The following is an 18,696-nucleotide window of genomic DNA, read 5'->3' on the forward strand; positions in this document are numbered from 1 at the left end:
GACCGCATGCTCGAGCCTGACAGCCATCGACGTGCATGTCAGCGCGATAGACGAAGTCCCACGGAACATCGGTCCGAAAAACGAAATGCCCGCACCGCCGGGGAGCCGCCTCCCGCACGATCAGTCGGGCGGTATCCGGTGATGGACGGTGAGCAGGATGTGGTCGAACGCGGCGACCAGGTCCGCAGGTGGCGGCGGGACGAGCGGAAGTTCGGCGATCAGTTGCTGGGCGAGCGCTCGTAATTTGGTGTTGGTCTCCTGAGAACGCCAGCGCAGCACTTGGAACGCCTGATCTGCGCTGATTTGATAGATGCGCATGAGCACCCCTTTGGCCTGCTCGATCACCGCGCGATTCTCGTAGAGTCCGGGCAGGGTCGCGGCGAGCATGGCTTGGTGCGCTTCGGCGATGGTGTCGGAGAGGTCGACGTAGAAACCGGAGGTGCCGACGGCGGTGCCGGTGTCGTCCAGGATCCGGTCGGCGACGACGAGCACGGTGTGTTCCTGACCGGACAGGTCGATGAACCGGTGCCTGCTCGAGAAGGTCTCCCCTCGATCGATGGCGCGCTCGATGATCTCGGCGACGTGCGTGCGGTCGTCCGGGTGCTTGTGCGCCAGCAACAACTCCGTGGTGGGCTCGATCTCACCGGGCCGGTAGCCGTGCATGCGATACACCTCGGCCGACCATTCCCAGCGACGGGTGGCGAACCAGAACCGGAAGCTTCCCACCGCGGGCTGGTCCGACGGTATGGAGCTATCTGCGAGCACGTCGGACATGTGGGGTTGCATGTGTTGAGTCATGAATGCAATGCCTCTCCGAGGTACAGGGGGCTTGCGCCGCGACACCACGGCACCGCCGCCATCCCTTCGACGGGATCGCGCGGACACGGGCGCGTTCGGCCGAGAATCCGCTGTTGACTCAACGGCCGGCGCGCGCACACATCGTGACGGCAGCCGGTGACCTGCGAACCCAGTATGTCATCCGCGTCGGGCTCGGGCACGAGGAGGTTCGGTTACCGCCGGAAAAGCGAGGAAGGACTCGGTTTCCGAGCTTTGGGGTGATCGCTTGGCACACAAGGTTTTCGAGGCAGGCGGATCAGGTCCACAGCCGGTCGCGGGCGGCGGACGCTCCGGAAACCGTCGCCGCTTCCGTCTCCGAGAACGCGGCGGCGGCGCCCGACCCGACGAACTCGGCTGCCGCGAGCACCGCGCGGCGCACCGCGCTCTCCGGTCCACGCCCCTCGGCCAAGCGGGCTGCCGCGGCAACGGCGAAGCTGTCCCCCGCACCGCAGGTGTCGGCGCCATCCGGCGCCCTGGCCACGGACGGAAGCGGGATGCGCAGGCGTTTGCCCGACGCGCGCAGGCAGACCAGGGCCCCTTCCGTTCCGAGGGTCACCGCGATCGCCCCGACAGCCCACCCTTTGGCGAGCCTCCACAGGTCAGGTCCGTCGTCGAGCCGCCCGGACAGCAGGGTGAGCGCTTCCGCGTGATTCGGGGTGACCAGGGCCGCGCCCGGGATCGGTACGGGGCCGCGGGGATGGGGGTCCCAGACGATCGGAACGTGGTCGGCGTGGGCGCGCAGCAGCCCACGGATCTGCGGGTGGGCCGCGGCGCCGCCACCATAGTCCGAGACCAGGACCGCGCGCGCCGCCGCAAGCACGGCGACCGCCTCGTCGGGAAGCAGGTCGGCGCCGACCTGCCCGGCGCCGGAGTCGATTCTGGTGATCAGGATGGGCCGCCGGGACTGCCGGGCACGGGCGTGGCCGTTCGGGGCGCAGGGGCCGATCGCCCGCACTCGCTGCTTGCAGACCGTCGAACCGCGCTGGGGAAGGGCGATGACCCGCACGTGCGAGTCCAGCAGCCCGCGCAGCCGGGCAGCCGCCTCGTCTGCCGCGAAGCCCGCGATCAGCACCACTTCGCGCTCCTGCGCCGCGGCGAGCCGGGCCGCCAATCCCGCGCCACCGGGGCGGAACGTCCGGTGCGCGACGTCGACGACGGGAGCGGTCGTATCCGGGCTGCATCGGTCGGCGCGGCCCTCGACATCGATGTCGAGCAGCGCGTCGCCGATCACGACGAGCGGGTCGCCCGCTGCCATCACGGCCGCTCCAGCTGGGAAAGCCCGAAGTCGGCCGACAGGTGCCGGGCTTCGGCGGCGCTCCCGCCACAGCCGTCGCCACCGGATCCGGCCGCCGGGCCCGCATGCTCGGACACCGTGGCGATCTGCACTGCTGTCTCCGTTCGCCGAGGACGATTGGATGGAACGCGCAGTTACCGATCCGGGCCTCACGGCGAAGCCCGCACGTGCGGACATGCCCGGACCGACCGCGCCGAAACATTCCGTCTCGGATGCGGCGCGGTTTGTGCCGTCGGACCCCGGGTAGAACGACGACATTCGTGCCGGGCCGTCGGATCGTCTCCACAGGAGGTCGCATGGGACAGACGAGCGCGATCGATGCCTCGCATCCGCGCGAGTCCGGGGAACCGCTCACCAGGCGACTGATACACGTTCTACGCCGGTTGGCCGGTACCGCACAGCAGGTCCACCGGGGGATGGCGAGTGACCATCGACTGGATGTGATCGCGTGAACCCGGCGGAGCGGCCGGGTGATTTCGTGGAGCGGATGACGGGATTCGAACCCGCGACCCTCACCTTGGCAAGGTGATGCGCTACCAGCTGCGCTACATCCGCATTCGCATCGCGGTGACCGTGATGCGACACAGAACATTAGCGGACACTCGTGGCAAAAAGCCAATCGCCGCTATGCCCGTACGACCCCAGACCGGTCGCGGCGCAGGCCGAGACCGGCCGCGATCAGGCAGGCGACGGCCACGACGCCGACGAACCACGGGAACACGGTGCTCAGGCCCCAGGTGGTGGCCGCCCAACCGGCCGCGATGGTGGGCAGCGCCATGGCCGAATAGGCGAGCAAGTAGTACGCCGACATGGTCTCGCCGCGCTTGTGTTGCGGCACGACATCCGACAGGTGGCGCAGCGATCCGCCGAAACCGAGTCCGAAGGTCGCGCCCAGTGCGACGCCCGCGGCGAGTACCACCACCCAGTTGTGTGTGGCCAGCGCGGGCACCGTCAGCACAAGCGCCAGCGCCATGCCGGTGTCGCCGAGGATCGCGGCCCGTCGAGCGGGCACGCCGGTCGCGAACAGTTGCGCGGTGGCGCCGGAGAGGGCGGTCGAGGCGACGACGGCGCCGCCGAAGACCAAGTTGTGAATGCCGGTCTGCTGCGTGGCCAGCGACGGGTATAGCGACAGCAGCACGCCCAGCACCGACCAGGCCGCCATCACGCCGATGGCCGAGAACCAGAAGTCGGCCCGAATCTCCGGCGGTACGGCGGGTTTCGCGATCCGGATGCGCCCGGCCACCCGGGCCGAATGCGGTTCGCGCAGCGCGAGCACGCCGACGCCGATCGCGAGGCAGACGACGGTGATCACGACGTACGGCGTCCGCAACGGATGCGGCGCGTACTGGGCCAGCAGCGCCGAGCCCAAGATCGCCACCGCCATTCCCACGTTGAACGCGACGCCGCTGAGTTGCCCGGACCGCGCGCCGCGGTGCGGACGCAGATCCAGCAGCGCGGCCGCGCCCGCGACCACGGTCGAGCCGACCGCGACGCCGTGCAGCGCACGGGCCAGCAGCAGCATGGGCACGCTGTCGGCGAGCACGAATACCAGCAATCCGGCGACCATCGTGGCGAAGGCGCCGAGCAGCACCGGTTTGCGGCCGACCACATCGGAGATCCGCCCGGATACCAGCACCGCGCCCAGGGCGGCCACCGCGTAGACCGCGAACACGATGGTCGTGGTGAGCGGCGAGAGATGCCACTGTTTCTGATAGATGCCGTAGAGCGGCGCGGGAACGCCCGAAACCCCCAGCGCCACGCCGCTGGCCGCCAGCACCAGGGCGTAAGCCCAGCGCTGTGAGGTCTGCTCGTCGACGGCCACCGCCATCGTCGCTGCCATCGGAACTCCGATCAGGTAGGTTTGATGATGATCGAACAGCAGCGACGATACATCCGGTACGACGATCATCAAACCCGAGAGTGAGCCAGATCATGGTCGATGTCCGAGACGCGGACCAGCAGGCGCCCCCGGTGGCCACGCTGCCCGCGGTGCTCAGCGCGCTGCAGGACCCGGTGCGCCTGGAAATGGTGCGCCGGCTCAGCAACGCGGGAACGGCGGTCCGCTGCGGCGCGCTCTACGAGGTGATCAACAAGTCGACCGCCACCCACCACTTCAAGATCCTGCGCGACGCGGGCGTGATCGAGCGCCTGGTCATCGACGGCCAGACCTGCCAGCGTCTGCGCACCGACGACCTCGAGTCCGCTCTGCCCGGACTGGTGCCGACGATCGTGGCGGCCGCCAACCGCGCCCGGCCGGAATGACCCGGCCGAGCGGGTCTGCGGTCAGCAGTTGTCGAAGCGCCACTGCCCGTCGACGAATGTCCAGGTCTTGGGCTTCGAGTCGTCCTGGGCGGCGCGGGCGTCGAAATTCTTGACCGTGACCGTCCCGGTCGATCCGGAGGTGGTGACGGTGATCTCCGACGGCTTCGACTTCAGGTCCCTGCCGTCGTACAGCTGCGCCATGGACGCCACGTAGTCGTCCTCGTTGAGCGTGAGCCTGCAACGCGCGGAACGGAATCGGTACGCGGCGGCGTAGTCGTGACTCGCCAGCGCCTCGGTCATCTTCGTGGCTTCCGCGCGCAGTGCGGCCTCGGTCGGCTCACCCGGCTTGCCCGCGTCCGCGTCCGTTCCGCCGCACCCGGCCAGCACGACGACGGGCAGCGAAACCGCGCCGAGCACGCGAAGGGCACGACTTGTTCGGTTCATCTCGACTCCTTGCCAGAGATCGCCGGATCCGACACCCGGACAATCGAGTTCAGCGCCCTCCGGCGAAGAACCGACGGCCGGGCGGCCGAAACAGTATCGCGGCGGGGGATGCTCCGCCAAGCGGCAACCCCGCGCCCGCGTGCGGATCAGCTCGGCGCCAGCCGCCGGACGGCAGCGGGCAGATCACGGGTGCGCTTGTACGGTCCGGCGACCGACGCGGCGAACGGCCGCGCCAGCAGGGTCCGCGCGACGGCCGACACTTCCTCGGTCGTGACGGCGTCGATGCGGGCCAAGGTCTCCGACACGGTGCGGTGGTTGCCGTAGCTGAGTTCGCTGCGCCCCAACCGGTTCATACGCGAGGCCGAATCCTCCAGACCGAGCACCAGCCCGCCGCGCAACGAGCCCTTGGCGCGGGCGCACTCGGCGTCGCTGATGCCGTCGGCGGCGACTTCCTCCAGAACGCCGCGAGCCAGTGCCGCCACCTGACCCAGGTTCTCCGGCTGGCAGCCGATGTAGACCGAGAACGCTCCGGTGTCGGCGAAGGTGTCCACGCTGGAATACACCGAATAGGCCAGTCCGCGCTCCTCCCGGATGCGCTGGAACAGACGGGAACTCAACCCGCCGCCGACCACGGTGTTCAACACCGACAGCGGCCAGCGCCGGTCGCCTTCGTGCCGCCCGAAGGCGCGCACGCCGAACACCAGATGAGCCTGCTCGCTGTCGCGATGACTCCAGTGCAGCTGCGGGTCGCCGTGTGGGCGGAACCGGCCCTCGCGCCGCCGGGCGGGCGCCGCCGCCAGGTCGAGCCGGTTCTCGAAGGCACGATGCACCAATTCCACGGTGTGGTCGTGCTCCACGTTGCCCGCGACCGCGACCACCATCCGGTCCGGCCGGTACCGCCGCAGGTGGAACGACCGCAGCTGCGCGGCCCGCATCCCCTCGATGGATTCGATCGAGCCGATCACCGGACGCCCGATCGGATGATCGCCGAACAACGCCGCCAAGAAGGAGTCGCCGACCAGGTCCTCGGGGTCGTCGTCGCGCATGGCGATCTCCTCGAGCACCACCTGCCGCTCCACGTCCACGTCCGAGGCCCGGCACAAGCCGTTGAGCACCACGTCGGAGACCATGTCGACCGCCAGGGGCAGGTCGTCGTCCAGGACATGCGCGTAGTAGCAGGTCTGCTCCTTCGCGGTGAACGCGTTCAGCTCGCCGCCGACCGCGTCCATCGCCTCGGCGATGTCCAGGGCCGACCGCGTCGGCGTCGCCTTGAACAGCAGGTGCTCCAGGAAGTGGGCAGCTCCCGCGACGGTCGGGCCCTCGTCACGCGACCCGACACCGACCCAAACACCCACGGACGCCGAGCGCACCCCGGGCAGATGCTCGGTGACCACCCGCAATCCGCCGGGCAATACGGTACGCCGCACGCCGCTGTCCGAGTCCGCCCGCAGCTCGAGTGACGAACCCCCCTGCCCGGTGCTGAGCAGAGGGGTTGTCGTCTTCTTCTTCGTCACAGAGACAAGTACTACTCGGTCCCGGCCGAACCCGCATCGGCCGTGTCGTCGCCGGTCTCCTCGGCGTTCTCCTCGACCGGCACGAGCGAGATCTTGCCGCGGTTGTCGATGTCGGCGATCTCCACCCGCAGCTTGTCGCCGACGTTCACCACGTCCTCGACCTTCGCCACGCGCTTGCCGTTGCCCAGCTTGGAGATGTGCACCAGACCGTCGCGGCCCGGCAGCAGCGAGACGAACGCGCCGAAGGCGGTGGTCTTGACGACCGTGCCCAGGAAGCGCTCGCCGACCTTCGGCAGCTGCGGGTTGGCGATGGCGTTGATGGCGTCGATCGCGGCCTGCGCGGACGGGCCGTCGGTCGCGCCGACGAACACGGTGCCGTCGTCCTCGATGGAGATGTTGGCGCCGGTGTCCTCGGTGATCTGGTTGATCACCTTGCCCTTGGGGCCGATCACCTCGCCGATCTTGTCGACCGGGATCTTGATCGCGGTGACGCGCGGCGCGTACGGGCTCATCTCGTCCGGGGTGGTGATGGCCTCGGCCATCACGTCCAGGATCGTGGTGCGCGCGTCGTGGGCCTGGCTCAGCGCGCCGGCCAGCACCTGCGACGGGATGCCGTCCAGCTTGGTGTCCAGCTGCAACGCGGTGACGAACTGGCGGGTGCCCGCGACCTTGAAGTCCATGTCGCCGAAGGCATCCTCGGCGCCGAGGATGTCGGTCAGCGCGACGTAGCGGACCTCTTCCTCACCCTGGTCGTTGGTGATGGTGTCCGATACCAGACCCATCGCGATGCCGGCGACCGGCGCCTTCAGCGGCACGCCGGCGTTGAGCAGCGACAGGGTGGAGGCGCACACCGAACCCATCGAGGTGGAGCCGTTGGATCCCAGCGCCTCCGACACCTGACGGATGGCGTAAGGGAACTCCTCCTGGCTGGGCAGCACGGGAATCAGCGCCCGCTCGGCCAGCGCGCCGTGGCCGATCTCGCGGCGCTTGGGCGAACCCACCCGGCCGGTCTCGCCGGTGGAGAACGGCGGGAAGTTGTAGTGGTGCATGTAGCGCTTGCTGGTCTCCGGGCCGAGCGAGTCGACCTGCTGGGCCATCTTCACCATGTCCAGCGTGGTGACGCCCAGGATCTGGGTCTCGCCACGCTCGAACAGCGCCGAGCCGTGCGCCCGGGGCACCACGGCGACCTCGGCGGACAGCGCGCGGATATCGGCCAGCCCGCGGCCGTCGATGCGGAAGCCGTCGGACAGGATCCGCTGGCGGACCAGCTTCTTGGTGACGGAGCGGAATGCCGCGCCCAGTTCCTTCTCCCGCCCGGCGTAGTCGTCGGCCAGGCGGTCGAGCACGGCGAGCTTGATCTCGTCGATCTTCTCCTCGCGCTCCTGCTTGCCGGAGATGCTCAGCGCCTCGCCCAGCTCGCGCTTCGCGGTGCCCTCGACGGCCTCGTACACATCCCGGCCGTACGGCGGGAAGAGCGGGAACTCCTCGGTGGGCTTGGCGGCCAGTTCGGCCAGGTCCTGCTGCGCGCGGCAGAGGCGGGCGATGAACGGCTTGGCGGCCTCGAGCCCCTCGGCGACGACGGCCTCGGTCGGCGCCTGCGCACCGCCGTCGACCAGCGCGATGACGTTCTCGGTCGCCTCCGCCTCGACCATCATGATCGCGACGTCACCGGACTCGACCACGCGGCCCGCGACGACCATGTCGAATACCGCGCCCTCGAGCTGCTCGGTGGTCGGGAAGGCGACCCATTGGGACCCCGCCCCGTCGTGGATCAGCGCGACGCGCACGCCGCCGACCGGGCCGGAGAACGGCAGTCCCGCGATCTGGGTGGACGCGGACGCGGCGTTGATGGCCACCACGTCGTAGAGGTCCTTGGGGTCCAGGCTCAGCACGGTGACCACGACCTGGATCTCGTTGCGCAGGCCGTCGACGAACGACGGACGCAGCGGACGGTCGATCAGGCGGCAGGTCAGGATCGCGTCGGTGGAGGGGCGGCCCTCGCGGCGGAAGAACGACCCGGGGATGCGGCCCGCGGCGTACATCCGCTCCTCGACGTCGACCGTCAGCGGGAAGAAGTCGAACTGGTCCTTGGGCTGCTTGCCCGCGGTGGTGGCCGACAGCAGCATGGTCTCGTCGTCCAGGTAGGCGACGACCGAACCGGCGGCCTGCCTGGCGAGGCGTCCGGTCTCGAACCGGATGGTGCGGGTGCCGTAGCTGCCGTTGTCGATCAGCGCTACGGATTCGAACACGCCCGGCTCGACCTCGACGGCCGAGCTCTTGCGTTCAGTTGTTTCGGTCATTCTTCTCTCTCAACCTCTCGTCTTCGCCGGCTCCAGCGCACGCTGGCGCGATCCGGCTGTCGTCAGCCGTACCGGGTACGGACGCGCGGCGACCCTCCTGGCTGCGGCGCGCACACCCGGCCGAATCCCCTTGGACACGGCGACGCGGAGGCGGTCATCGATCGAAGCCCGACGGCGCCAACTCGCTGCCGATAGGCCACTACCGAAGACCGACGCCACGCGACGGGTGCATACGGCTGTGCAATGTTGTCGTGCGACGGGGGCAATCCGCACCCCTGTACACATATAACCAACGGTGCGATTGTACGTCTCCCCGTTGGCCGAACCAGCGACCGCCTCGGACACCCCCGTGTCGAGCAGCCGCCTACCACTCCGCCCATCGGCGAACCGGACGCCCGATAGCCATGGCAGGCAACCGCGCGAGCCACAGCCGAACCGAGACGGCCGCGAACACCTGACGCGGCATGGGCCGCAGACCACGTGGCCCGTGTCGAATCCGAGTGAATCACCGTCTACGACGAAATCACCGTCAAGATCATGTAGGTGTGGCCCCGGGCCCCGGCAGCTACGAACGACGGCCCACAGCGACCTGAACGTCCAGGGCAGGAATTATCTACCGACGCGGCTCTGCCAGACGGCGAACAAACATACCGAACAACGCGGCTCTGCCAGACGGATACTTCTCGAACAACGCGGCCCCGCCACGGCAGGCATACACCTACACCACGCCTTCGCCGCCCGACGCGCTCAGCTCGCCTCGACCACGTCTTCCGAGCGAAGCGAGACCGAGCATCCGCCGTTCGCGGCCCGGCTCGCGTCCGAGTGGCCGCTGCGTCCGCGACGAAGTCGCCAGCAGTGGCCGCTCGGACGCGAGCCATGAAGGCGCCGCGAACACCCAGCGCCGCAGGCGCTGGAAATCAGCGCCTGAGCCCGAGCCGTTCGATCAGCGAACGGTAGCGGTTGATGTCGTTGTCCTGCAGGTACTTCGACAGCCGCTTGCGACGACCGATCAGGGCCATCAGGCCGTGGCGGGTGTGGTGGTCGTGCTTGTGCTTCTTCAGGTGCTCGGTGATGTCGGCGATGCGCTTGGACAGCAGCGCGATCTGCGCCTCCGGAGAACCGGTGTCCTTCTCGTGCAGGCCGTACTCGGCGAGAATCGCCGACTTCTGCTCGGTGGTCAGTGCCATGGGGCATCCACTCCTGTTTCTCAGTTCCGCGCTCGAATGTCCGGTTACCCGGGTGTGGGCGCCACCGCGGACCGCAGCAAACCCGAGGGACCACCCTACCGGACCGGGATCTTCCCGCCGAAATCGCGGGCCGACCGAGTCCCATCCGGGCAACGACGCTCGCCCGCGCTGATCGAGCACGAGACCCGCCGCTACAGCGATCCGCTCGAGTTCGGATTTCCCGACGCTCAGCGGGCGTCGACGGCGGTGAGGATTTTGCGCGCGGTCTCCACGTCGCGGCCCATGCACTCGATGAGCTCGTCCACCGAGTCGAATTTGCGCTGGCCCCGGATGTGCTCGACGAAGTCCACCGCGACGTGCTGACCGTAGAGATCCGCCTCGCCGTCGAGCACGTACGCCTCCACCGTGCGGGCGCGTCCGGAGAAGGTCGGGTTGGTGCCCACCGAGACGGCGGCCATGGCCCGCTCGCCCGGGGTGACGGTGCCGATGGTGGGGCCGGGGCCGAGCACGGTGAACCACCCGGCGTACACGCCGTCGGCGGGAATGGCGGCGTGCATCGGCGGCGCGACGTTCGCGGTCGGGAAGCCGAGTTGCTTGCCGCGGCCGTCACCGTGTACGACGACGCCCTCCACCCGGTGCGGACGCCCGAGCGCCTCGGCGGCGGCCGCCATGTCCCCCGCGTCGACGCACGAGCGGATATAAGTCGAGGAGAAGGTCACGGCGTGTTCGGCGAGCAGCGTCACGCCGTCGACCTCGAAACCGAATCGCTTGCCGAGCTCCCGCATGGTCTCGACCGTGCCCGCGGCCTTCTTGCCGAAGGTGAAGTTGTCGCCGACCACCACCTCCACCACGTGCAGCCGCTCCACCAGCAGGTCGTGGACATAGCTCGCCGGAGTCAGCTTCATGAACTCCTGGGTGAAGGGCATGACGCAGAACACGTCGACACCCAGTTCCTCGGCCAGTTCGGCGCGGCGGGTCAGGGTGGTCAATTGCGCGGGGTGCGACCCGGGGCGGACCACTTCCATCGGGTGCGGATCGAACGTCATCAGCACCGCGGGCACGCCGCGCGCGGCGGCGGACTTCACGGCCCGGCTGATCAACTGCGCGTGGCCGCGGTGCACACCGTCGAACACACCGATCGTGAGGACACAGCGCCCCCAGTCCGCGGGCACCTCGTCGAGACTTCGCCATCTCTGCACAGTGCGCAGCCTACGCAAATCAGGTAGCGAACAGTATTCGGGCGTGCTGATCTCACACAACGGTTGCGCTGCCGTGAGCCGACGTGGAAGCGCGAACCGCGCCGGGGCGCCGCGTGCGCGCGCAGGTCGTGCGCCGCGCGGCCGGATACGCCGCGAACCGGTCGGATCATCCGAACCGCGGCACGACTCGTGCTGCAACCGCGGCGGTGGGATAACCGGCAGGTCGCCGTGGCCGTCGCACGACGGCGCGCCGCGGGGCCGCTACGTCGGGGTCGCCGACATCGCCGCGGAAGTCTTCGCGCACCGGAAACTAACCGGACGGATTCGCGAAAGCGCCGATATGCCCCGGGTTTTCCACGGTCCCGCAAGCTCGTCTCACCAGCAGCGGGAATGGTCTAGCGTCCAATTCGTCGATGACGGAATGCCCCGGAGTAGCCATGAAAAGCGCAGTCAAGCACGTGCGTGTGATCAAACCGTCCGATTCGGCCGAAACAATCGGACGGCAACGACAACGCCTCATTCCTTGCATCACCACGGAAACCTGTGGCGCCACCGGCATTTCGGCGGGCATGGTCAACATGGCCCCGGGAGCGATGTCGAAAGCGCATTATCACGCGCACAGCGAGATCGTCGTCGTTTGCCTGCGCGGGCGAGCGGCCACCTTGATCGGCCCGCAACTGACGCCCTATTTCCACGGTCCCGGTGAGTTCATCTACATCCCCGACGGCGTCGTGCACGTGGCGGTGAACCTCGACGATGCCGAGGACCTGGTCGCGGTGGAAATGCGGACCGATCCCCTGTTCAACGACGACGTGGTGCTGACGCCGGAATACGACGCCCACGTGCCCGAAGCCGTTGCCCGCCTGCGGCGGCGCGGGCCGGCGGGCGCCTGACATGGCCGTCGGCAAACGCAGCCGCGGCGCGGCCGAGGTGACCAGCGGTCCCATCGACGATATCTTCGCGGCACTGGCAGGCCGCCCCGACGTGGTGTCCTTCGCGGTCGGAGCGCCCGATCCCGCTCTGCTGCCGAGCGAGCTCGTGGCGACGCTGGCGCAAACGGTCATCGGCAGATACGGCAGCGCCGTCCTCCAATACGGCATGACCCAGGGATTCGCTCCGCTGTTGGACGAAGCCCGAAACCTTCTGCACGGCCGCGACGTTCAGTGCACGCTCGATCGCCTGCATATCTCGACCGGCGGCTCCGGCGCATTGCACAACGTGTGTTTGGCGCTGCTCGACCCGCAGGACGTGGTTCTGGTCGAAACCCCCACTTACGGTCCGGCGGTCAAGGAATTCCGCAGTCACGGAGCGACCGTCGTGGCGGTGCCGTCCGACGAATTCGGCATCCTTCCGGAAGCGCTCGAAGAAGCCCTGGCTCGATACGACGCGGCGTTCGTCTACCTACTGCCGACTTTCCAGAATCCGACCGGCCGGACGATGCCTGTCGATCGGCGCGAACGAATCGCCGAGATCGTCGTCCGCCACGGCACGCTGGTCATCGAAGACGACGTCTACACCGACCTGCGCTATCGCGGTGTGGCACCGCCCGCGTTGTCGTCTTTCGCGCCGGACAACTCGGTGTACATCACGTCCCTGTCGAAAACTCTCGCTCCTGCGATCCGCGTCGGGATCACCGTTATGCCCCCGGATCTGCTACGGACCGTGCTCGCGTTGAAGCAGGGCATCGACATGCAGACCTCGACGTACTGCCAGGCGATTGCGGCCGAATTTCTCGGCAGTCCGGACGGGGCCGCGCACCTCGCTCATGTCGTCGACGCCTATTCGGCCAAGTTGGACGCGTTGACGGTCGCGCTCGAGCGGCATTTCCCGGCCGGGTTCCGGTGGGTCGAGCCGGAGGGCGGGATGTTCCTGTGGGTCGAGGGGCCGCCGGGTTTCGATGCCGACGCGCTGCTGGCGCGGGCACTGCGGCACGGAGTCGCGTTCCTGCCCGGCAGCGCCTTCTACGCCGACGACGTCACCGGGCACCGCAACACCATGCGGCTGAGTTTCGCGAACGTGCCGCGCGACGATATCGATCGCGGCATCGCCGCGCTTGCGGCCGTCTGCGGGGACACGGCATGAGCGATCGGCATCCGGTGCTCGGCACCTGGGAGGTTCGCGCCGACGGCGCTCCGTTCGGCTACCACGTGATGCAGTTCCACCCTGGCGGCACGATGCTGCAATCGAATCCCGACCACGGCAATCGCGCCACGAGCGACAGCAACGGCATGGGCACCTGGCACGGCGCGGGCAACCGGGTTACCGGCGCCTTCTTGGAGTTCACCGTCGATCGCACCGACCCCGCCGTAGTCCGCAAAGGGATCGTCGCCTTCGAACTCGACGTGACCGGCGACGAGTTCACCGGACGCGCCACGGCGACGTTCTACGAGTTGTCCGGCGAGCCGGTCGGCGCGCCCGCGACCGCCCGGTTGGCCGGTCGCCGATTCGATGGCGTGGCCGATCATCGGAACGCACCGGATCTGTAGAGAACGGTATGACCCCACCCGGCACGGCGCCGATCCGCCCTCTTCCGGGCGGGTGAACGGCGAATAGCGATTCGCTGTCGATCGGCCGACGACAGCTCGGGGATGTGTGTATCGGCTCGCCAGTGCCTAAGCTCGGGTATGTGCCAGGTAAACGAGATATCGCCACTCGACGCGAGTTGGCCGACGCCCCGGCGCCGGGCGATGCGCACGGCGGTACCGCGACGATCGCGCCTGTGCTCTCGTCGGTTGCCCAGGACTACCTGAAGGTCATCTGGACCGCGCAGGAGTGGTCGCAGGAGAAGGTGACCACCAAGTTGCTCGCCGAACGGATCGGCGTATCGGCCTCGACCGTGTCCGAAGCCGTCCGCAAGCTCGCCGACCAAGGGTTGGTCGAGCACGCCCGCTACGGCGCGATCGCCCTTACCCCGGAGGGCCGCCGAGCCGCCGTCGCGATGGTGCGCAGGCATCGGCTCATCGAGACCTTCCTGGTGAACGAGCTCGGCTACGGCTGGGACGAGGTGCACGACGAAGCCGAGGTGCTCGAGCACGCGGTCTCCGAGCTGCTGATGGCGCGGATCGACGCCAAACTCGGATACCCCGATCGCGATCCGCACGGCGACCCGATCCCGTCGGTGGACGGCGCGGTGCCCACCCCGCCCGCGCGCCAGCTCAGCGACTTCCATGCCGGTGAATCCGGCCGGGTCGCGCGCATCTCCGACGCCGATCCCGACATGCTGCGCTACTTCGACTCCGTCGGCATCGCCCTGGATACCGCCATCGCCGTCGTCGAACGCCGTGACTTCGCGGGCACCATCGCCATCCGCATCGGCGCCACCGAGTCACCGACCGACCTCGGGCGCCCCGCCGCCGAGGCCATCTGGCTCACCGCCTGACCGGGGCTCCACAGATCAGGCCCACCCCGTCGAACCGGCGGTAGCGGGTGCGGCGGGCAGCGTCGGGCTCGGACGCCGCCGGGCGTGCCATCGGTGCCGCACCGGGTAACGGCATGGCGCAGGACCGGGGTCACGCAGCCCCTCCGCCGGCCACGCGCGGGCGCATAAGACTCGAGCCCGGCGATGGATGACCACCGCGAAGCCCGTGCCCGGAAAACGGCGAAACGATCCCGCCCAGACCGCTTCCGAACACCCCGGTTTCCGAGGCGGTTCCGGCCGCGGACTCAGCCCAGGTCGGCCCTGAGGGCGGGACGCACCAACTCGGCCGCGCGGGTGGCGATGGCGTCGCCCAGTTCGTCGGTGGTCGAGGTGCCACCGAGGTCCGGGGTGCGGACCTCCCCCGCGGCGAGCACGTCGCACACCGCTCGGTCCACCGCGGCCGCCGCGGCGAACTCGCCGAGATGATCCAGCAGCATCGCGCCCGCGAGGACCTGCGCGACGGGGTTCGCGATGCCCTGACCGGCGATGTCGGGCGCGCTGCCGTGCACCGCCTCGAACATCGAGGGGCCGGTGCGCTCGGGGTTGACGTTGCCCGACGGCGCCAAGCCGAGCCCGCCGGTCACCGCGGCGGCGAGGTCGGAGAGGATGTCGCCGAACAGGTTCGAGCCTACGATCACGTCCAGCCGGTCCGGGTGCAGCACGATTTCGGCGGCCAGCGCGTCGACGTGCATCTGCCGCGTTCGCACCTGGGGATACTCGGTTGCGACGCGTTCGAACACACTGTCCCAGTAGGGCATCGAATGGATGAGCCCGTTCGACTTGGTCGCCGAGCACAATCGCCCGGATCGCTCGGCGGCCCGCTCGAAGGCGTAGCGGATGATCCGCTCGCATCCGGTGCGGGTGAACACCGATTCCTGGAGCACGAATTCGTCGGGGCGGCCCTCGTTGTGGATGCCGCCGATCCGTGAGTACTCGCCCTCGGAGTTCTCCCGCACGATGAGGATGTCCAGATCGTCGGCGGTGCGGCCGCGCAGTGCCGATTCCGTGCCGGGCAGCAGGCGCACCGGGCGCAGGTTGACGTACTGACCGAAGGCGCGGCGCAGCGGGATCAGCAGGCCCCACAGCGAAACATGGTCGGGCACACCGGGAAAGCCGACAGCGCCCAGCAGGATCGCGTCGAAGCCCGCGAGCCGCTGCGCGCCGTCCGGCGGCATCATGGCGCCCGTGCGCATGTAGTTCTCGCACGACCAGTCGAATTCGGTCCATGCCAGACCGGGCAGCACGGCGTCGAGCACACGTACCGCCGCCGCGGTGACGTCGACTCCGATCCCGTCACCCGGGATGGTGGCGATGCGGTACTCGCTCACTGGCACTCCTTCACAGTCGCACTCCGATGTACTTGGTCTCCAGGAATTCGTCGATCCCGGTCAGCCCGCCCTCGCGTCCGAGCCCGGATTCCTTGACGCCGCCGAAGGGCGCGGCCGGATTCGACACCACGCCCTGGTTGAGTCCGACCATCCCGGTCTCCAGCGCCTCGCACACCCGCAGTCCGCGCCGGAGATTCTCGGTGAACACGTAGCTCACCAGCCCGTAGGGAGTGTCGTTGGCCCGGCGCACGGCTTCGTCCTCGGTGTCGAAGACGCCGATCGCGGCGACCGGTCCGAAGATCTCGGTGTGGCACAACTCGGCGTCGTCGGGTACGTCGACCAGGACGGTCGCGGGATAGAAAGTGCCCGGTCCGTCCCAGGCCGCCCCTCCGGTGAGCACCCCGGCCCCACGGGCGCGGGCGTCGTCGACCAAGCGCTGCACCTTGGCGACGGCCTCGGTATCGATCAGCGGGCCGACCACGACGTCCGGCTCGGTGCCCCGGCCCATCGGCAGGGCCGCCAGCCGCTCGGCGAGCCTGCGTGCGAAGACCTCGGCGACACCGCGCTGAACCAGAATCCGATTGGCGGCGGTGCACGCCTGACCGATGTTGCGCATCTTCGCCGCCACCGCGCCCTCGACCGCCTCGTCGAGATCCGCGTCGTCGAAAACCAGCAGCGGCGCGTTGCCGCCCAGTTCCATCGAGGTGCGCATCACCGTCTGTGCGCACTGCGCGAGCAACTGCTTGCCGACCGCCGTCGAGCCAGTGAACGACAGCTTGCGCGAGCGGTCGTCGAGGATCAGCGGAGTCATCACCGCGGCGGGATCCGCCGTCGTGACGACGTTGACCACCCCGGCGGGCAACCCGGCGTCCGCCAGCACCTGAGCCAGCGCCAGCATCGAAAGCGGCGTCTGCTCCGCGGGTTTCACGACGCAGGTGCAGCCCGCGGCGAGCGCGGGCGCGATCTTGCGCGCGCCCATGGCGACGGGAAAGTTCCATGGCGTGATGAGCAGGCTCGGACCGACCGGCTGCCGGGCCACCAGGAAACGCGAGCCGCCGGTCGGCGCGGGCATGTACCCGCCGTCCAGGCGGACGGCTTCCTCGGCGAACCAGCGGAAGAACTCCGCGGCGTAGGCGATCTCACCGCGCGCCTCGGCCAGCGGCTTGCCCATTTCGAGGGTCGCGATCAGCCCAAGCCGGTCGGTGTCGGCCAGCAACGCGCGATGCACGCGCATCAGCAGATCACTGCGCTCGCGCGGCGCGGTGGCTGCCCAGTCGGCCTGCGCCGCGCACGCCGCGTCCAGCGCCGCGCGACCGTCGTCCGGGGTCGCGTCGGCTACTTCGCACAGCAGCTCACCCGTCGACGGATCGAAGACCGGCAGCGTGCGGGTCGTCGCACGCCACTGCCCTTGGATGAACAAGCCGCGCGGGACCGTGTCGATCGCGGCGCGTTCGGGCGCGCTCAGCGCGCTTTCGGTGAGCATGGTCGGTGGCTCCTTTCGGCAGCGCGCAGCGTCCGGCCATTGCTGCGACCCGTGCGGCCATGTTATGCATATTGTCGACAATCCGACAATAGACAATTACCCTCCATCCCGCCCGCATCCGGAGGCGAATCACCATGACCGAGCTCTCGCCCATCCTGAAACAGGCCACTCCGGTGACCGTCGACCACGGCGCGGGGTGCTATCTCTACGGCACCGACGGACGCCGCTACCTGGACTTCACCGCCGGCATCGGCGTGACCAGCACCGGCCACTGCCACCCGAAGGTGGTCGCCGCCGCGCAGGCACAGGTGGCCTCGCTGATCCACGGCCAATACACGACCGTGCTGCATCGGCCGCTGCTGGAGCTGACCGAACGGCTCGGCGCGGTCCTTCCGGAAGGACTGGACACGCTGTTCTTCGCGAACTCCGGCAGTGAGGCGGTCGAGGCCGCACTGCGACTGGCGCGCCAGGCCACCGGGCGGCCGAACGTCGTCGTCTTCCACGGCGGTTTCCACGGCCGCACCGTGGCCGCCGCGACCATGACCACCTCGGGCACCCGTTTCTCGGCCGGGTTCAGCCCGCTCATGCCGGGCGTGCACGTCGCGCCCTTCCCCACCGCCTACCGCTATGGATGGAGCGAGCGGGAGGCCACCGCCTTCGCGCTGCGCGAACTCGACTACTTGTTCGCCACCCTCACCTCGCCCGCCGAGACCGCCGCGTTCATCGTGGAGCCGGTGCTCGGTGAGGGCGGTTACGTCCCCGGCAACACCGAGTTCTTCCACGGGCTGCGCGAACGCGCCGACCGGCACGGCATCCTGCTCGTCTTCGACGAAATCCAGACCGGTTTCGGCCGCACCGGGAAGTTCTTCGGGCATCAGCACTTCGGTGTCCGGCCCGACGTGATCACCATCGCCAAGGGCCTGGCGAGCGGCTTTCCCCTGTCCGGCATCGCTGCGCCGCGCGAACTGATGGCGCGGGCGTGGCCGGGTTCGCAGGGCGGCACCTACGGTGGCAACGCGGTGGCGTGCGCGGCGGCGATCGCCACGCTCGACGTGATCGAATCCGAAGGGCTGGTGGACAACGCGGCCGCCCGAGGGGCGCAACTGCTGCGTGGTATGCGCGAGAGCGCCACCAAGGCGATCGGCGACGTCCGCGGCCTCGGACTGCTCGTGGGCGCCGAGTTCACCACGGCCACCGGCGAGCCCGACACGGCCACCGCCGCGGCCGCCCAGCGCGCGGCGGTGGACAAGGGACTGCTGCTGTTGACCTGCGGCGCGCACATGAACGTGGTGCGGATGATTCCGCCGCTGATCGTGACCGATACTCAGATCGAGGACGCTCTGGCGATCTGGTCCGAGGTGCTCGCCGAGTTGTAGCGCGCACCCCACCCGTCCGCAGTGCCCGCCCGGCGGGCCCGATCAGGAAGCAGG

17 protein-coding genes and 1 tRNA gene are annotated in these 18,696 nt (G+C 69.1%); 6 read left to right on the top strand and 12 right to left on the bottom strand.

The annotated features are described in order from the left end of the window. Positions 1-120: 120 nt before the first annotated feature. From ACFV2O_RS08980 to ACFV2O_RS09000, 5 genes are all read right to left on the bottom strand, one after another. The gene (locus tag ACFV2O_RS08980) at positions 121-774 is read right to left on the bottom strand and encodes a PAS and ANTAR domain-containing protein (RefSeq protein WP_379251339.1); all 654 of its coding nucleotides are present in this window, start codon (positions 772-774) and stop codon (positions 121-123) included. 319 nt (positions 775-1,093) lie between these two features. Beyond that, on the bottom strand, positions 1,094-2,092 hold the full coding sequence (locus ACFV2O_RS08985) for a PfkB family carbohydrate kinase (protein WP_379251341.1): 999 nt from the start codon (positions 2,090-2,092) through the stop codon (positions 1,094-1,096). Next, the gene (locus ACFV2O_RS08990) at positions 2,092-2,223 is read right to left on the bottom strand and encodes a hypothetical protein (RefSeq protein ID WP_379251343.1); all 132 of its coding nucleotides are present in this window, start codon (positions 2,221-2,223) and stop codon (positions 2,092-2,094) included. The genes ACFV2O_RS08985 and ACFV2O_RS08990 overlap by 1 nt, the downstream gene beginning before the upstream one ends. A 387-nt stretch (positions 2,224-2,610) precedes the next feature. Then, positions 2,611-2,686: transfer RNA gene (locus ACFV2O_RS08995), tRNA-Gly, on the bottom strand. A gap of 70 nt (positions 2,687-2,756) precedes the next feature. After that, positions 2,757-4,040, bottom strand: a complete 1,284-nt coding sequence (locus ACFV2O_RS09000) for an MFS transporter (protein ID WP_379251345.1) — start codon at positions 4,038-4,040, stop codon at positions 2,757-2,759. Positions 4,041-4,063: 23 nt separating this feature from the next. On the opposite strand from ACFV2O_RS09000, the gene ACFV2O_RS09005 reads away from it, so the two are divergent. Next, the gene (locus tag ACFV2O_RS09005; protein WP_355070134.1) at positions 4,064-4,393 is read left to right on the top strand and encodes a helix-turn-helix domain-containing protein; all 330 of its coding nucleotides are present in this window, start codon (positions 4,064-4,066) and stop codon (positions 4,391-4,393) included. A gap of 21 nt (positions 4,394-4,414) precedes the next feature. Here the strand turns inward: ACFV2O_RS09005 and ACFV2O_RS09010 are convergent, their stop codons facing one another. The 5 genes from ACFV2O_RS09010 to ACFV2O_RS09030 form a co-directional block, all read right to left on the bottom strand. After that, entirely contained in the window at positions 4,415-4,837 is a 423-nt protein-coding gene (locus ACFV2O_RS09010; protein ID WP_379251347.1) for a hypothetical protein, read from the bottom strand. A 146-nt stretch (positions 4,838-4,983) separates the two neighbouring features. Then, entirely contained in the window at positions 4,984-6,324 is a 1,341-nt protein-coding gene (locus tag ACFV2O_RS09015; RefSeq protein ID WP_379251570.1) for a M16 family metallopeptidase, read from the bottom strand. 38 nt (positions 6,325-6,362) lie between these two features. Next, positions 6,363-8,651, bottom strand: a complete 2,289-nt coding sequence (locus ACFV2O_RS09020; protein ID WP_355070130.1) for a polyribonucleotide nucleotidyltransferase — start codon at positions 8,649-8,651, stop codon at positions 6,363-6,365. A gap of 917 nt (positions 8,652-9,568) precedes the next feature. Beyond that, entirely contained in the window at positions 9,569-9,838 is a 270-nt protein-coding gene (gene rpsO / locus ACFV2O_RS09025; RefSeq protein ID WP_039799352.1) for a 30S ribosomal protein S15, read from the bottom strand. Positions 9,839-10,065: 227 nt separating this feature from the next. Next, positions 10,066-11,037 (bottom strand): bifunctional riboflavin kinase/FAD synthetase, encoded by a 972-nt coding sequence (locus ACFV2O_RS09030; RefSeq protein ID WP_355070128.1) that lies wholly within the window; start codon positions 11,035-11,037, stop codon positions 10,066-10,068. A gap of 437 nt (positions 11,038-11,474) precedes the next feature. On the opposite strand from ACFV2O_RS09030, the gene ACFV2O_RS09035 reads away from it, so the two are divergent. The 4 genes from ACFV2O_RS09035 (at position 11,475) to ACFV2O_RS09050 (ending at position 14,416) form a co-directional block, all read left to right on the top strand. After that, positions 11,475-11,930, top strand: a complete 456-nt coding sequence (locus tag ACFV2O_RS09035; RefSeq protein ID WP_379251350.1) for a cupin domain-containing protein — start codon at positions 11,475-11,477, stop codon at positions 11,928-11,930. A gap of 1 nt (position 11,931) precedes the next feature. Next, on the top strand, positions 11,932-13,119 hold the full coding sequence (locus tag ACFV2O_RS09040; protein ID WP_379251352.1) for a PLP-dependent aminotransferase family protein: 1,188 nt from the start codon (positions 11,932-11,934) through the stop codon (positions 13,117-13,119). Next, positions 13,116-13,523, top strand: a complete 408-nt coding sequence (locus ACFV2O_RS09045; protein WP_379251353.1) for a hypothetical protein — start codon at positions 13,116-13,118, stop codon at positions 13,521-13,523. Before ACFV2O_RS09040 ends, ACFV2O_RS09045 begins: the two co-directional genes overlap by 4 nt. Before the next feature lie 224 nt (positions 13,524-13,747). Beyond that, positions 13,748-14,416, top strand: a complete 669-nt coding sequence (locus ACFV2O_RS09050) for a metal-dependent transcriptional regulator (protein WP_355071001.1) — start codon at positions 13,748-13,750, stop codon at positions 14,414-14,416. Between the two features lie 284 nt (positions 14,417-14,700). Here the strand turns inward: ACFV2O_RS09050 and ACFV2O_RS09055 are convergent, their stop codons facing one another. Continuing rightward, positions 14,701-15,783, bottom strand: coding sequence for a tartrate dehydrogenase (locus tag ACFV2O_RS09055; protein ID WP_379251355.1), 1,083 nt, complete (start codon positions 15,781-15,783; stop codon positions 14,701-14,703). 10 nt (positions 15,784-15,793) lie between these two features. Continuing rightward, positions 15,794-17,266: an NAD-dependent succinate-semialdehyde dehydrogenase gene (locus ACFV2O_RS09060; RefSeq protein ID WP_379251357.1), complete on the bottom strand. Its 1,473-nt coding sequence runs from the start codon at positions 17,264-17,266 to the stop codon at positions 15,794-15,796. Positions 17,267-17,400: 134 nt separating this feature from the next. Here ACFV2O_RS09060 and ACFV2O_RS09065 point away from each other — a divergent pair, with 134 nt between their 5' ends. Beyond that, positions 17,401-18,642 carry an aspartate aminotransferase family protein gene (locus ACFV2O_RS09065; RefSeq protein WP_379251359.1) on the top strand — a complete coding sequence of 414 codons (1,242 nt, stop codon included), beginning with the start codon at positions 17,401-17,403 and terminating at the stop codon, positions 18,640-18,642. Positions 18,643-18,696: the final 54 nt, after the last annotated feature.

Origin of the sequence: Nocardia sp. NPDC059691, from assembly GCF_042733915.1 — a bacterium.
In the GTDB taxonomy this organism is placed as follows: domain Bacteria; phylum Actinomycetota; class Actinomycetes; order Mycobacteriales; family Mycobacteriaceae; genus Nocardia; species Nocardia sichangensis.

What these genes read in the sequence shown, in the direction of transcription:
- ACFV2O_RS09065 (WP_379251359.1), top strand. Translation starts at nt 17,401, where the DNA reads ATGACCGAGCTCTCGCCCATCCTGAAACAGGCCACTCCGGTGACCGTC.
- ACFV2O_RS09000 (WP_379251345.1), bottom strand. Translation starts at nt 4,040, where the DNA reads ATGATCGTCGTACCGGATGTATCGTCGCTGCTGTTCGATCATCATCAA.
- ACFV2O_RS09035 (WP_379251350.1), top strand. Translation starts at nt 11,475, where the DNA reads ATGAAAAGCGCAGTCAAGCACGTGCGTGTGATCAAACCGTCCGATTCG.
- ACFV2O_RS09010 (WP_379251347.1), bottom strand. Translation starts at nt 4,837, where the DNA reads ATGAACCGAACAAGTCGTGCCCTTCGCGTGCTCGGCGCGGTTTCGCTG.
- rpsO (WP_039799352.1), bottom strand. Translation starts at nt 9,838, where the DNA reads ATGGCACTGACCACCGAGCAGAAGTCGGCGATTCTCGCCGAGTACGGC.
- ACFV2O_RS09005 (WP_355070134.1), top strand. Translation starts at nt 4,064, where the DNA reads ATGGTCGATGTCCGAGACGCGGACCAGCAGGCGCCCCCGGTGGCCACG.
- ACFV2O_RS09060 (WP_379251357.1), bottom strand. Translation starts at nt 17,266, where the DNA reads ATGCTCACCGAAAGCGCGCTGAGCGCGCCCGAACGCGCCGCGATCGAC.
- ACFV2O_RS08985 (WP_379251341.1), bottom strand. Translation starts at nt 2,092, where the DNA reads ATGGCAGCGGGCGACCCGCTCGTCGTGATCGGCGACGCGCTGCTCGAC.
- ACFV2O_RS09040 (WP_379251352.1), top strand. Translation starts at nt 11,932, where the DNA reads ATGGCCGTCGGCAAACGCAGCCGCGGCGCGGCCGAGGTGACCAGCGGT.
- ACFV2O_RS09045 (WP_379251353.1), top strand. Translation starts at nt 13,116, where the DNA reads ATGAGCGATCGGCATCCGGTGCTCGGCACCTGGGAGGTTCGCGCCGAC.
- ACFV2O_RS09020 (WP_355070130.1), bottom strand. Translation starts at nt 8,651, where the DNA reads ATGACCGAAACAACTGAACGCAAGAGCTCGGCCGTCGAGGTCGAGCCG.
- ACFV2O_RS08980 (WP_379251339.1), bottom strand. Translation starts at nt 774, where the DNA reads ATGTCCGACGTGCTCGCAGATAGCTCCATACCGTCGGACCAGCCCGCG.